Below are 15,434 nucleotides of genomic sequence, written 5' to 3' on the forward strand. Positions count from 1 at the left end.
TAATAACTTACCGCTACTTCAGCGCTTCAAACAATATCTCGGCGGGGTGCTTAGCCTTGCGGCCGGTACCATCCTTGATCTGGTGGCGGCAACTGGTGCCGGGGGCAGCAATGATTACGTCGTCGGGTTGCTGCCGAACGGTCGGGAAAAGAACCAGTTCGCCAATTTGCATTGATACGTCAAAGTGTTCAGCCTCGTAGCCAAATGACCCCGCCATACCACAGCACCCGGATGGAATCAACTGTACCGAATAGTTCTTCGGCAGCGATAGAGATTTCTTACCCGGTACCAGCGACGAAACCGCTTTCTGCTGGCAGTGACCGTGGAGCTTGATAAGCCGCTTTTCGTCCGTGAACTGCTCGGGGCGGATGCGTCTGGCATCCAGCTCTCGGGCAATGAACTCCTCAAATGTCAACGCGTTTTCGGCAATGCGACGGGCGTCGGCCACCAGCGATTCACTCACCAGATCGGGGTATTCGTCGCGGAAGGTAAGAATAGCCGATGGCTCCAGACCGACCAGCGGGGTATCAGCCGTTACTACGTCTTTCAGCGCATTGATGTTTCGCTCGGCCAGGGTTCTGGCGTACTTCAGCATGCCTTTTGATAGGGCAGCCCGGCCACTTTCGCCGTGTTCAGGAATAACAACGTCGTAGCCCAGTCGCTCAAATAACTGAATCGCTTTCTGGCCAACTTCAACATCGTTGTAGTTTGTAAACTCATCACAGAAGAAGTAAAGCCTGGGGCGTGTGGCTGAAGCAGGTACCCCTGTACCCTCAGCCCCAAGCCCTTTGCCCCCTGTCCCACGCTTCCTTGCCCAGCGCTTCAGCGTCGTTTTATCCAGCAGCGGCATTGTCCGATCCGGGTGGAAGCCGATAATCCAGTTCGCTACCCGACGAAGAGCCGGTGTGCCCAATACAGCGTTATACGCCCAGGGCACCAGCGATGCCAGGCCCGACAGTCGGGCGAAGTTGGCAACCAGCCGTGACCGGATGGGAACGCCATTGGCATCGTAATAATGTTGAAGGAACTCGGCTTTCAGCTTGGCTACGTCCACATTCGACGGGCACTCCGACTTGCAGCCTTTGCAGGACAGACACAGGTCATACACCTCTTTAATCTCCTCATGATCAAAGCGGTTATCTTTCGGCGATCGCGTCAGCATTTCGCGCAGGATGTTGGCCCGGGCCCGTGTTGTGTCTTTCTCATTGCGGGTGGCCATGTAGCTGGGGCACATTGTTCCGCCCGAGAGCTGCGTTTTACGGCAATCGCCCGATCCGTTGCATTGCTCCGCATGTTGCAGTACGTCCTGGTCGTAGTAGCGGAAGTACGTCTGGAACGTCGGTGTTTGCTGGCCGGCTTCATAGCGCAGGAACGTATCCATCGGGGGCGTATCGACAATCTTGCCGGGATTAAAGATGCCATCCGGGTCCCAGGTCTGCTTAATCTGCCGCATCAGCTCGTAATTATGTGGCCCGACCATCTGTGGAATAAACTCACCCCGCAGCCGCCCGTCGCCATGCTCGCCGGATAAAGAGCCGTCATACTTTTTGACCAGTGCCGCGATCTCTTCCGCAATCATCCGATACTGACGGTGGCCTTCTTCGGTTTTGAGGTTAATGATGGGCCTAAGATGTAACTCCCCCGAGCCAGCGTGGGCGTAGTGTACCGAGTGCATACCATACTTAGCCAGAATCTCATTAAAGTCCCGGATGTAAGCAGGCAGATCACGCACATCAACCGCTGTATCTTCAATTACGGCAACGGCTTTTTCGTCGCCAGGCAGATTACCCAGCAACCCTAAACCAGCCTTGCGGAGCGTCCAGACCTTCTTGGTATCGTCGCCAAACAGCAAGGGAAAATGATAACCCAGGCTCTCGGCCCGCATCTCAGCCTCCATCTCAGCGGCTAAACGTTCAACCTCCGCCCGGTCGTTGCGCGAGAGATCCACGACCAGAATGATGGGGTAGTGATCGGTAGGTGTTTTCTGGACGAAAAACGAGTTTTTGCGCTGTTCCGGATTGGTGTCAGCCTGTTCCAGAATAATATCGTCAATTAGCTCCACCGCTTGTGGCTTGTATTTCAGGGCCGTAAGGGTGGCCCGGAGCGCTTCGTCGATCGAGTGACAATGCACACATACTAGGCCCGACACGCTGGGAGGCAGCGGAACCAGGTTCAGTTTAATTTCGGTCAGAAAGCAAAGCGTACCTTCTGAACCGGCGATCAGCCTGGTAAAATTAAAGGGCTCCCCGTCCGGCGTAAAGGGCGCACAGTCGAGCAGCATATCGAGGGCATAGCCTGTATTCCGGCGCTCGATGGTACGCTTCGGGAAATTACGCCGGATTTCAGCCTGGTTGGCCGGATCAGACAGGACGCTGTAGGTCTGCAAAACAATCCGGTCGGCCAGCGAAGCCGAGCCATTTTTCTGACCGGCTGTTGAGACCAACTGCTCAAACTGGGTTGTGTCCATAGGCCCGAACGTAGCTTCGCTGCCGTCGGCCAGCAGGGCTTTCACCGCCAGTGTATGCTCGCGGGTGGAGCCATATACTACCGAATTGGAGCCGCAGGAGTTATTGCCTACCATCCCGCCGATCATGGCCCGGTTGGCCGTTGATGTTTCGGGGCCGAAGTACAGGCCGTATGGCTTCAGATACAGGTTCAGTTCGTCCCGGACGACACCCGGTTGTACACGAACCCATCGCTCCTGAGGATTGACCTCCAGAATTTTCGTGAAATGCTTGGACACATCGACCACAATGCCGGCACCCACCACCTGGCCGGCCAGCGAGGTACCGGCTGTACGGGGGATTAGGGATGTCCTGCGCTGTTGGGCAAAGGCAATCAATGTTTTTAAATCATCGACGGTCTTCGGAACGGCCACCGCAATCGGCATTTCCCGGTAAGCCGAAGCATCCGTTGCGTACAGCGTACGTTGGGTTGAATTGTTGTATAAATCGCCTTCCAGCAGCCCGGCCAATTGCCGTAAATCATCCGCAGTTACCATGCCTGATCGAGTAGCTAATATTTAACGAGCAAATTTAATGGGTTAACACGCTAATAGATTTACAAATTTTTATGAGTATCGGTTCGTGATGGTCTATCTGCTTTTTCTGGGAATTATTATAAAATCAATGTATTAAAGAATATTACAATGTGTTGTAAATCAGGATTTATCTAATGATTTTTTAAGATTTAACAATTGATAAAGTGAAATGGGATTGTAAGTTTTTAAGAAATTTTATGATACAATTTTGACCATAATTAATCGATTTTAAACTCCGGGGCATTTGTATTTTTAAGTTAGCCTGTTGTAATTTGCTCAATAGTTCAAGATTATATGCTAAATTTTCCCGACAAGGTTCTACGTTTCAGGCATATACGTCCTGTTTGACACCCTGCGCCGGAAGTTCGGCTACAGTCTTTGCTAGTAAAATTTGTTCTAACCTTTTTTAAAACCTATGATGAACAATTCCTACAGCAGTAACTGCGAAAGCGGTTTCGTAGGGGAGCCTGGCAAACGCCAGTTTCAGACATCAGCACGGAAAAGCCTGCTCGGCTTCCTGATGATGCTGGCTGTTTTGACGCTGGGTAACCAGTTAGCCTGGGCACAAGGGCGTACTGTGACGGGCAAGGTAACTGATCCGACGGGGTCAGGTTTACCGGGGGTAAGTGTGCAGATTAAAGGAACGCAACGAGGCACGAACACCCAGGCTGATGGTTCGTATCAGTTGACCAACGTACCCGATAACGCCACGCTGGTCCTGAGCTTCATCGGTTACCAGTCGCAGGAGGTAGCCGTTGGTAACCGCTCGACGGTAGACGTACAACTGGCCGACGACACAAAAGCCCTCGAAGAAGTGGTTGTCGTTGGTTACGGTACGGCTAAGCGGAAAGACCTGACCGGTTCTGTAACCCAGGTGACTTCCCGGGAATTTAACCCTGGTATTACGCCGAACCCACTGCAGGCGATTCAGGGTAAGGTAGCTGGTCTGGTTATCACGACGCCGTCTGGCGACCCGAACCAGAGCCCGACTGTACGTCTGCGCGGTTACACGTCGCTGGCTGGTGGCTCTGACCCGCTCTATGTTGTGGATGGTATGATCGGTGTACCGATCAGCCAGGTAAACCCCAACGACATCGAAAGCATCGACGTACTGAAAGATGCTTCGGCGGCCGCTATTTATGGTTCTCGTGCTGCTAACGGCGTAATTATCGTAACGACCAAGCGGGGTAAAGCCGGACAGACCACGGTTACGTTTAATAACTACGTGGGTGCTGAAGCCATTTCGAATCGTCTGGATCTGCTTGACGGTCCCGGCTACATAGCCGCAGTAACGCAGATCAGAGGAGCTTCAGCCCTGACAGATCAGCAGCGTTTTCCGAAAGATGCCAGTGGCAACTACTACAATACAGACTGGATTAAGGAAATCACGCGTACGGGGCTGGTAAACAACCATAACATTGCGGTGTCGGGTGGTTCAAACACCTTCACGTATCGGGGTTCGCTCGATTATATCAACCAGCAGGGTATTGTAAAGAACACAGGCTTCGACCGTCTGATTGGCCGGGTTAACCTCGACCAGAAGGCACTCGATAACCGCCTGAACGTTCAGTACAACCTGCAGTACACGCAAACGAACCAGAACTTTGCCGACAATGGTATCGTGCGTCGGGCTGCTCAATTCCTGCCTACGCTGCCGGTACGGGATGCGCAGGGCCAGTACAGTGAAGTAGGTGGTGCGTTTGACCTGTTCAACCCGGTTGCGATGCTCGAAAACGCGACTAACAATGGGGTTCGGAACACGGCCATCGTGGGTGCTAACCTGCGTTACGAGATCCTGGATGGACTTTCACTGGGTGTAAACGGTCAGTTGCAGAGTGATAACACCAACAACAACTACGTATCGAACCCGGCGATTAAAGCCTATCAGGGTAATAATGGCCGTGCCGAGCGTCGTCAGTACAACTCACTGAACCGATTGGCTGAAATCACGGCTACCTACAACCGCTCGTTTGGTACGACCAGCAACTTCTCCTTACTGGGTGGCTACTCATTCCAGCAGTTCGACAACGACGGCTTCGGTGCTGCCAACAACCAGTTCGTAACTACCGACTTTGGTTTCAACAACCTGGGTCAGGGAGCTGGTACGCTGTTGAACCCGAGCAACTCATACGCTACGTCGTATCGCAACCAGGCTCGGTTGATCTCCTTCTTCGGCCGGGGCGTTGTGAATCTGAACGACAAGTATAACGTAACGGCAACGATTCGCCGGGACGGTAGCTCGAAATTCGGGGCGAACAACAAATGGGGTGTTTTCCCGTCAATCGCTGCGGGCTGGAATATCACCAACGAATCGTTCTTCCCAAAGAGCAACGTGCTTAGTTTCCTGAAGCTGCGCGTGGGTTGGGGACAAACGGGTAACTCCGAAGGCATCAACGCCTACAGCTCAATCCAGTTGTATGGTCAGCGGGGTACGTACTATGATGGATCGATCGGCGACTTCCTGCCGGGCTACGGTATTACGCAGAACGCCAACCCGAACCTGAAATGGGAAATTCTTGGTCAAACCAACGTAGGTCTGGACTTCCAGTTGTTCAACAGCCGGTTCTCAGGTACGGTCGAATACTACAATAAGCTGACCAGCGACGCCCTGTATAACATCAACGTACCGGCCGATGGGGTTAACTACTTCGCTAACACAATTCTGGCAAACATTGGTAGTATCCGCAACACCGGGGTCGAACTGTCGTTTGGCGGTGACATCGTTCAGGGTAGCACCTTTAACTGGAATGCTCGTCTGGTTGGTTCGTATAACCAGAACAAAGTGGAATCCCTCTCGAACGACCAGTTCAATGTTGGTCAGGTTCGCTTCAACCCCTTCGGTGGTCGTGGGCTGTCTGATGTATTCGCTTCTTACCTGGTCGTTGGCCGTCCGCTGGGCGAGTTTAACTACGTACCGACCTTTACGGGGCAGTACAACGCCGATGGTCAGCCGCTGCTTGTATCGGGCAAAGGTGATACGCCAACGCCTAACGTAGCGGATTCTGATGCAATTGTTGCGTATGCCAATGGTAACCCCATCAACCAGGGTAACCCGCAGCCGTTCTTTAACCTGTCGCTCAGCAACTCATTCCGCTACAAGAATTTCGATCTGAACTTCCTGTTGCGCGGAGTATTCGGCAACACGATTCTGAACAACACGCGGTCTAACTACATGATTCCGGGATCCATTCTGGAAACGAACATGCTCCGCGACGTAACAACTCTGCCGAATAACTACGGCGTCAACGTATTGTCGACCAACTGGCTCGAAAGCGGTACGTTCGTACGGTTAAACAACTGGCAGCTTGGCTACACCGTTCCGGTTAAGGCTAACAAGTACATTTCGGGTGCCCGGGTGTACGTGGGTGGCAACAACCTGTTCGTGCTGACCGGCTACAAAGGTGTTGATCCTGAACTACAGGCACGTGGTGACCTAAGTGGTGGCCCGGGCGGTGGTCAGGTGGCCGCGCCTGCTACCAATGGTGTATCAACAGGCTATTTCAATGTAGGGCAGGCCCCTAACCCGATCGGCCTGGACGAAGCGAATGCTGGGTTCTACCCCAAAACTCGTTCGTTCCAATTGGGTGTGAACTTAACATTCTAACCTACCAGCAAACCGGGCGAAAATCAAACGTCCGGTTTGTTAAAACTCTAGTTGTCAACAGACCGTTAACACGATTGTGGACATCAGGAGTAACTTAACTAACTAATAATCAAAAACTTTTATGAAGCGCATATCCACAAGAGTACTCATGGGCTGCACAGCGTTGTTGCTGACAGGCCAGGCTTGTACTGATCTGACGGAGAAGACGTTTGACGTTCTTCCGACCAGCGGTTCATTTGGTAGTACCCCGGCTCAGCAGGCGGCCCTGATTGGTCCTCTATACTCTGGCTTGGGGGACTACTTCGGAAATATGAACGAATTGAACACGACAACGGACGAGCAGATGGTGCCAACCCGGGGTGGTGACTGGAAAGATGGTGACAACTGGCTGCGTCTGTACACCCACACCTGGGGACCTGTTACGGATAACGGCCAGTTCAATGGCCGTTGGACATGGTGTTACAACAACATCACGGCTATTAATCAGCAGTTGCCGACTGCTACGGACCAGACACTGATAGCTGAGTTAAGAACGTTACGTGCGTTCTTCCACTACCAGGCTATGGACCTGTTCGGAAACGTAATTATTTCCGAACGGCTCGGCGGTGCTACACCGACGCAGAGTACGCGCCCTCAGGTGTATGCCTGGGTTGAAAAAGAATTGCTGGAAGCGTATCCAAATTTGTCAGAAACAGTAGGCGGTGCGTTCTACGGTCGGATGAATAAGTGGGTAGCCGACATGATTCTGGCCAAGCTGTACCTGAACGCGCAGGTGTATACAGGTACACCCCAGTGGCAGAAAGCTATCGAGCGTTGTAACAACATCATCAATTCCGGTAAATTCTCACTGGCTGGTGATTTCTTCAGCAACTTCACGACGCAGAATCAGGGGTCGCCGGAGATCATTCTGGCAACGCCGTTCAGCAGCACCAAGCGGGGCGGTATGAACATTCAGATGCGGACGCTGCACTACCTCAACCAGTTGACCTATAACCTCGGTGGGCAGCCCTGGAACGGCTACTGTACTGTAACAGAGTTTTACAACACATTCGCTAACAACGATATTCGGAAGCAAATGTGGATTGTAGGCCAGCAGTTCAGAGCCGATGGTACGCCGTTGCAGGACGATGGAGTACCGATGGTGTTCACGCCGGAAATTCCGTCGTTCGTACTGCCGGCGGGTGCGCCTGGTCGTCTGGCCGGTGCCCGTAGCCAGAAATACCAGATTCAGCGGAACAACCCGTTCAATGATCAGGACAACGATTTCGTGATCTACCGTCTGGCGGATGTGTACCTGATGCGTGCTGAGGCTAATCTGCGGCTGAACAATACGGCAGCAGCTGTAGCAGATGCCAACATTATCCGTCGCCGGGCTGGCGTTCCGGAGTACACGGCTGGTACGTTGACACTGAACGAAATGCTGGCTGAGCGTGGTCGCGAGCTAGCCTGGGAATACCACCGCCGTCAGGATTTGATCCGCTTTGGTCAATACACGAGAACATGGCGGTTTAAGCCGGCTTCGCAGGAGTTCCGGAATCTGTTCCCGATTCCGAACGACCAGCTAGCGCTGAACCCGAACCTGAAGCAGAACCCGGGGTACTAATTTCCTGGCCCTGCTGTCAGGCTGCATATAACCTATCAATAAACACTAAAGGCAAACTCGATGCGGGTTTGCCTTTAGTGTTTATTGATAGCTGGTTAAAAGACAAAAAATTGTAGAAAATAGATAATGCTTGTTATTTTTTGATAAATTTACACTCCTATTCCGGCTACTCCTCAACCCATCTCCTTTTCAGATCGCAATTTCGTAACTGTACGTTTGTGCCTGACACAATAGTAGCTATGCGTTTTTTATTCTTTCTGTCAGTTGTTTGTCTGCTGGCTGGCTGTCGTTCAGATCAATTTCGTTCATCGGACCCGTTATTTGAAAAACTACCCGCCGATGAAACGAAGATCAGTTTTGCCAATACGGTAACTGACGATAAAGATTTCAATGTCTTCAACTACCGGAACTTCTACAACGGTGGGGGCGTAGCCATCGGCGATGTAAACAACGATGGGCTGTCGGATGTATTCCTTATTGCCAATATGGGTGATAACAAACTGTATCTCAACAAAGGCGGGATGCAGTTTGATGATATCACAACCAAAGCCGGTGTAGCCGGAAAGCGAGCATGGAGTACGGGAGCAACATTCGCGGATGTCAATGGCGACGGTCGTCTGGACCTGTACGTTTGCAATGCCGGGATCCGGACGGGCGATGACCGGGGCAATGAGTTGTTTATCAACAACGGCCCTGATGCCAACGGCGTTATTACGTTCACCGAGAAAGCGCACGAATACGGTCTTGACGATCACGGGTTCTCGACTCATGCGGCTTTTTTTGACTATGACCGGGATGGTGATCTGGACATGTACCTACTCAACAACAGTTTCACGCCCGTTGGTCGATTGCAGTACGCTAATATCCGGTCCGAGCGGGATTCGCTGGGCGGTCAGAAACTGTTTCGGAATGATGGCGTCCGATTCACTGACGTCAGCGAAAAAGCCGGAATCTACGGGAGTCTCATTGGCTTCGGCCTGGGCATTACCATCGGTGACGTTAACGACGACAACTGGCTGGACATCTACATTTCCAATGACTTCTACGAGCGGGATTATCTGTACCTGAACAATCACGATGGTACCTTCCAGGAGTCGGTAAAAGACGCGATGCCGCACATCAGCCTGTCGTCGATGGGGGCGGATATTGCCGATATTAACAACGATGGTCGGCTGGATATTTTCGTGACTGATATGCTGCCAGGTAACGATGTCCGCCTGAAGCGAAACTCCACGTTTGAAAGCTACGATTTACAACAGATAAAACTCGACCGGGATTTTCACTACCAAGTGATGCAGAACATGCTGCATTTAAACCTGGGAGCGCTGCCTGGCCAGGCTGTTCCCCGATTTAATGAAATTGCCCGGTTTTCGGGCGTTGAAGCCACCGACTGGAGTTGGGGTGCCCTCATTTTCGACATGGACAACGATGGTCGAAAGGACATTTTTGTGGCCAATGGCATTGCTAAGGACGTTACCGATCAGGACTTTGTGAACTTCCTGGCCGACCGCGAAACCATGGCTCAGGTAGCTCGCCAGGGTGTCTTTAACTTCAAGGAGTTTCTGGATAAAACGCCATCGGAAGCGATTCCTAACTATGCTTTTCGAAACGAAGGGGATTTGCGGTTTGTCAACAAGGCGACCGAATGGGGTCTGGCAGAGCCGGACTTTTCGAACGGTGCTGCCTACGGCGATCTGGACAATGACGGTGACCTGGACCTGATTGTCAATAATGTCAATGCGCCCGTGGCGGTGTATAAAAACCTGTCGCAGGAAAAGCTCAAGACTAATTATTTGAAAGTAAAGCTGGTCGGTAAAGACAAAAACCTGAATGCGATTGGTACCCGCGTCATCGTGTACCAGACGAACGCCGACAGCGCGGGTAAAGCTGGGGAACCAAATATGCAGGTATTGCAGCAGATGCCGAACCGTGGTTTCGAATCGTCCGTCGATCTCAACCTGTTGTTTGGTTTAGGTTCTAATAGCCGGATTGATTCGGTAGTAGTTATTTGGCCTGATGATCGAAAACAGACTATTCCTAACCCAAAACCTAATCAGACCCTGACGCTTACCCAAAAAGATGCGACTGGTAACTGGAAACCGACGCAACTGATGACTGAGCAGCCTTTTCAGGACATCACCGCTGCTACCGGCCTGACGTATCAGCACAGGGAAAGCAATTTTGTTGATTATAACCGGGACCCGTTGCTGAAGCAAATGCTGTCGACGCAGGGACCTGCGCTGGCAACCGGCGACGTCAACGGCGACGGACTGGATGATGTGTTCTTCGGAGGAGCCAGTGGGCAGGGTGGGCGGCTATACGTGCAGCGTCCCGGTGGGCAATTTGCTGATAAAACACCGGCGGCTATCCGGCAGGACAGTACGTACGAAGCAGTTGATGCCGTGCTGTTTGATGCGGATGGCGACAAAGATCTTGACCTGTACGTCGTAACGGGCAGTAATGAGTTCAGTGCTGATGCCGACGAACTGCTCGACAGGCTTTATCTAAACGATGGCACTGGTAATTTTACCGACGATGATCGTCTGCCGAACTTAAAGAGCAGTGGTTCGTGCGTAGCGGCCTCCGATTTCGACCGGGACGGTGATATAGACCTGTTCGTTGGAGCACGAATGATTCCTGGTCAGTATGGCTACGACCCGGCCAGTTATCTCTTGATCAACGACGGTACCGGCAATTTCAAAAACTTTACAAAACGTTATTTGCCCGACGCTGAGCACCTGGGGATGATCACTGGTGCCACATGGGCAGATGTGAATGGCGATCAGTATCCGGAGTTGATTCTGGTCAATGACTGGGGGCCTGTTCAGCTATTTACGAACAAGCGAGGGCGTTTATCAATCGATCCGACTACTAAGGTTGTTGACGCAAAGGGCGAGCCCATGAAAACGGATGGATGGTGGAACTGCGTAACAGCCTCCGACATCGATGGCGACGGCGACACTGACCTGGTTGTTGGTAACCTTGGCTTAAACTCCCGGATCAGGGCCTCAGCCACAACTCCGGCTGAGCTATACGTCAATGACTTCGATGGTAACGGGAATGTGGAGCAGATTATCAACTGCGCGGATGAAACCGGTAAGCTATACCCTATGGTGCTGAAGCATGATCTGCAAAAAGAAATGCCCAGCGTCAAGAAGAAGTACGTAAAATTCACCGATTACGCGGGGAAGAAGATAGAAGAGATCATCGATGAAAATGCATTGAATAAGGCCGTTAAGCGTCAGGTCTACGTAGCGGAGTCCGCCATTTTACTGAACAACGGGAAAGGCCAGTTTACGTTCCAGGCCCTGCCGGCACAAGCCCAGTTCTCGCCCGTTTGTGGTGTATCGGTAACCGATTATGATGGTGACGGCCGCGAAGACCTGATACTGGCCGGAAACTTTTTTGATGTGCTCCCCGAAATTGGCCGCTACGACGCCAGCTACGGCTTAGTGCTACGGAATGCGGGGCAAGGAGCCGGGGGGCGTTTACAATTAACGTCCGTCAGTCCGTCAGCATCCGGCTTTTTCGTGCCTGGTCAGGTACGTCGTATCCGCCAGACCAAACAGGGGCAGTTTATTCTGGCAAAAAATAACAGCCGGACGCAGGTGTTTCAGGTTCGGCCGAAAGCAGCATCAACGCTGGTCCGTAACAACTAACCAAGTGATCCGTGTATACGATCGGTTTGCCGACGTAGCGAATCACGATCTTTGAATGAAACAATCATAATGAAACGTCTCTGGATTTATAGTATTGGCTGCCTACTGGCACTGACCAGTTGCGACAAACTGAAGTCACTAAACGAAAAACCACTGTTTCAAACGCTTGATTCGACTCAGACTGGCGTCGGGTTCGTGAATAAACTGACCAGTACCGAAAAGCTCAACATCCTCGATTATCTGTATTTCTACAACGGCGGGGGCGTAGCGGCTGGGGACATCAACAACGACGGCCTGACGGATCTCTATTTTGTGTCCAATCAGGGAAAGAACAAATTATACCTGAATCGGTCAAAAGCCGGAGAGAGTCTGAAGTTTGACGACATAACGGATAAAGCAGGTGTAGAAGGCTTTTCTGACTGGCAGACCGGCGTAACCATGGCGGATGTCAACGGCGATGGCTGGCTCGATATCTACGTCTGTGCGGTTGGGAACTTCCGGGGGCTGGAAGGAGCCAACGAGCTGTACATCAACAACCAGGACGGTACGTTTACGGAGAAAGCAGCCGACTATGGACTGGATTTTACGGGCTTTTCAACGCAGGCTGCCTTCTTCGACTACGACCACGATGGCGACCTGGATATGTACCTGCTCAACCACGCCGTACACACTTCCCGGAGCTACGACCGCGTTTCGGCCCGATACCTGCGTAACAACGAATCCGGCGACTATCTGTACGAAAACCAGTTAGTTGCTAACGGAGTGAAAGCCGGTGGCAACAAACCCGTCAAATTCAAAAACGTCAGCGAAAAATCGGGAATCCTGGGGGCGGCCATGGGCTATGGACTGGGCATCGCGGTTGCTGACCTTAACAACGATGGCTGGGAGGATATTTACGTTTCCAACGACTTTCACGAAGATGATTATTACTACATCAATAACCAGAACGGTACGTTCACGGAAAGCGTCAAAACGGCTTTCCAGCACGTGAGCCGCTTTTCAATGGGCAACGACGTCGCCGATGTCAACAACGATGGCTATCCTGACGTAATGACGCTGGATATGTACCCGGAGGATGAGGCCGTTGAAAAGTCGTCGCTGGGCGAAGATCCGCTGGATATCTACCTGTTCAAGATGAGTTTCGGATACATGAACCAGTACAGCCGAAACTGCCTGCAACTGAACATGTCGGGCAAAAAATTCATGGAGGTTGGCGCAATGTCAGGCGTGGCCGCTACCGACTGGAGCTGGTCCCCGTTGCTGGCCGACTACGACAACGACGGCTATAAAGACCTGTTCGTTGCCAACGGAATTGTGCACCGGCCCAACAACCTGGACTACGTTAAGTTTGCGTCGGATGATTCACTGCGCTACGCGATGGAAACGTCAAAATCATTGGACAAAAAAGCCATCGGTATGATGCCCGAGGGTAAAGTACACAACTACCTGTACCGGGGGACGCCATCGCTGCGCTTTGACGATAAATCGACGGATTGGGGCTTTGATAAGCCAACGTTCTCAAACGGTGCAACTTATGCCGACCTCGACAACGACGGTGATCTGGATCTGATTACCAACAATATCGACGAGCCGGCTGGTATCTACCAGAATCAGGCAAATGAGCTTTTCCCCGACAACAAGTACGTCAAAATCAAGCTGAATGGCGATTCACCCAATACGTTCGGGGTAGGAGCCAAGGTGATCCTGAAGTATGGCGATAGTTTGCAGGTGCAGCAGTTGATGCCGACGCGGGGCTTTGAATCAGCCGTCGAACCGGTCCTGACCTTCGGTATGGGTCCTCGGACGGTGATAGACTCCCTCATCGTTATCTGGCCGAATCAGCGTATGGAAGTCCAGACGAAGGTCAATACGAATCAGACGCTGACACTTCGGCAGGCCGATGCCCGGCTGGACGGTACGGGCTATGTAGCCAGAGCGGACGCCGATAAGCCGCTGTTTACCGAAGTTGGTGATACTACGTTACTGCCTTTTGTCCACCGCGAGAACAAAGAGTATTTTGATTTTGTGCGGGAGTCATTAATGCCGTTCAAGATTTCGATGGAAGGGCCGAAGCTGGCCGTAGGCGATGTGAACGGCGATGGGCTGGAGGATGTGTATGCCTGCGGGGCTAAATGGCAGGCCGGAAATTTATTACTTCAGCAAGCTGGCGGGCGGTTTACGCCAAGTACGCAATCAGTATTCAACGCCGATTCGACGTTTGAAGACGTTGACGCGTTATTCTTCGATGCAGATGGCGACAAAGACCTGGACTTATATGTCGTATCCGGCGGTAATGAGTTCTATGACAAGATGCCCGAACAGTTCGACCGGCTCTACACCAACGACGGTCGCGGCAACTTTACCCGGGCTGCCAACGCACTGCCGCCCATGTATGATAACAAGAGCTGCGTGCGGCCGTACGATATTGACCGCGATGGTGATCTGGATTTGTTTGTCGGAGGCCGGGTGGTTGGATTCCAGTACGGTAAATCGCCCAATTCGTATTTACTCATCAACAATGGCAAGGGGCAGTTCTCCGACCAGACTGATAAACTGGCTCCTGAACTTCGGAAAGCCGGGCTGGTTACGGATGCCGCCTGGGCTGATGTTGACAAGGATAACGATCTCGATCTGGTCGTAGTGGGCGAATGGATGCCTATTCGCGTGTTTACAAATCAGGCCGGTAAACTCACTAAAGCCGAATCAATCGTTGAAAAAGACGTTCCCTTAAACGGCCTTTGGCATAGCCTGGTAGCTGCCGATTTCGACCGGGATGGGGATGTCGATCTGATGGCAGGGAACATAGGAACCAACACAAAATTCCGGAAAGCTCCTGATTCGGAACTGAAAATGTGGGTCAAGGATGTTGATGGAAACCAGCAGATCGAGCAAATCATCGCAACCCGCCTAAACGACAAATGGTATCCCATTGCATTCAAGGACGAATTAGGGAAGCAGCTTCCCAGTATTATTAATAAACGTTTTACCGACTACGTATCGATTGCAGGTAAAACCGTGGCTGATATCTTTGAGGATGACCTTGACGGCGCTGATGAAATGTCGGTCAATCAGTTTGCCTCAGTCTATCTCGAAAACGTAGGGGGGCGGTTTGTTGTCCATGAGCTGCCGATGATGGCACAGGTATCCAAGCTGTTTGCCATGTATCCGGTCGATTTCGACGGCGACGGTGACCTCGACGTACTGGGCGGTGGAAACTACTACGGTGTAAGTACGTATCAGGGTCGCTACGATGCCAGCTACGGCCTGGTTCTTCGGAACGACGGCAAAGGAAGGTTTACGGCGTTGTCGCCGATCCAGACCGGTTTCCTGCTGAACGGTGAAGTACGTGATATTCGTCCGGTAAGAACACCAAATGGAGCGATGATCATGGTCGCTCGTAACGGTCAGTATCCGCAACTATTCAGTCCCCTAAGCTTTAGCAAGCCGGGGAAGCTACTTAGTAAGAAATAACGTTAATTCTGGAATTTTCTATTGTATAGTCTTGTTAATTAGTAGAGTGATTCAAAC

The 15,434-nt window shown here is 51.8% G+C and carries 5 protein-coding genes; 4 read left to right on the forward strand and 1 reads right to left on the reverse strand.

Annotation, left to right across the window (positions count from 1 at the left end; translation table 11 throughout):
- Positions 1 to 13: 13 nt before the first annotated feature.
- The gene (locus BN8_RS28940; protein WP_009285506.1) at positions 14 to 3,001 is read right to left on the reverse strand and encodes an FAD-binding and (Fe-S)-binding domain-containing protein; all 2,988 of its coding nucleotides are present in this window, start codon (positions 2,999 to 3,001) and stop codon (positions 14 to 16) included.
- A gap of 454 nt (positions 3,002 to 3,455) precedes the next feature.
- On the opposite strand from BN8_RS28940, the gene BN8_RS28945 reads away from it, so the two are divergent.
- The 4 genes from BN8_RS28945 to BN8_RS28960 all read left to right on the forward strand — a co-directional run bounded on the left by BN8_RS28945 (position 3,456) and on the right by BN8_RS28960 (position 15,377).
- Complete coding sequence (locus BN8_RS28945) at positions 3,456 to 6,644, forward strand: SusC/RagA family TonB-linked outer membrane protein (RefSeq protein WP_009285507.1); 3,189 nt, start codon at positions 3,456 to 3,458, stop codon at positions 6,642 to 6,644.
- A gap of 121 nt (positions 6,645 to 6,765) precedes the next feature.
- Positions 6,766 to 8,247 (forward strand): RagB/SusD family nutrient uptake outer membrane protein, encoded by a 1,482-nt coding sequence (locus tag BN8_RS28950; RefSeq protein WP_009285508.1) that lies wholly within the window; start codon positions 6,766 to 6,768, stop codon positions 8,245 to 8,247.
- A gap of 239 nt (positions 8,248 to 8,486) precedes the next feature.
- Positions 8,487 to 11,906 carry a VCBS repeat-containing protein gene (locus BN8_RS28955; RefSeq protein ID WP_009285509.1) on the forward strand — a complete coding sequence of 1,140 codons (3,420 nt, stop codon included), beginning with the start codon at positions 8,487 to 8,489 and terminating at the stop codon, positions 11,904 to 11,906.
- A gap of 69 nt (positions 11,907 to 11,975) precedes the next feature.
- Positions 11,976 to 15,377 carry a VCBS repeat-containing protein gene (locus BN8_RS28960; protein ID WP_009285510.1) on the forward strand — a complete coding sequence of 1,134 codons (3,402 nt, stop codon included), beginning with the start codon at positions 11,976 to 11,978 and terminating at the stop codon, positions 15,375 to 15,377.
- Positions 15,378 to 15,434: the final 57 nt, after the last annotated feature.

It is taken from the genome of Fibrisoma limi BUZ 3 (genome assembly GCF_000296815.2).
Classification (GTDB): Bacteria; Bacteroidota; Bacteroidia; order Cytophagales; family Spirosomataceae; genus Fibrisoma; species Fibrisoma limi.

Coding starts and splice junctions, on each gene's coding strand:
- BN8_RS28940 (WP_009285506.1), bottom strand. CDS start 3,001: ATGGTAACTGCGGATGATTTACGGCAATTGGCCGGGCTGCTGGAAGGC.
- BN8_RS28945 (WP_009285507.1), top strand. CDS start 3,456: ATGATGAACAATTCCTACAGCAGTAACTGCGAAAGCGGTTTCGTAGGG.
- BN8_RS28950 (WP_009285508.1), top strand. CDS start 6,766: ATGAAGCGCATATCCACAAGAGTACTCATGGGCTGCACAGCGTTGTTG.
- BN8_RS28955 (WP_009285509.1), top strand. CDS start 8,487: ATGCGTTTTTTATTCTTTCTGTCAGTTGTTTGTCTGCTGGCTGGCTGT.
- BN8_RS28960 (WP_009285510.1), top strand. CDS start 11,976: ATGAAACGTCTCTGGATTTATAGTATTGGCTGCCTACTGGCACTGACC.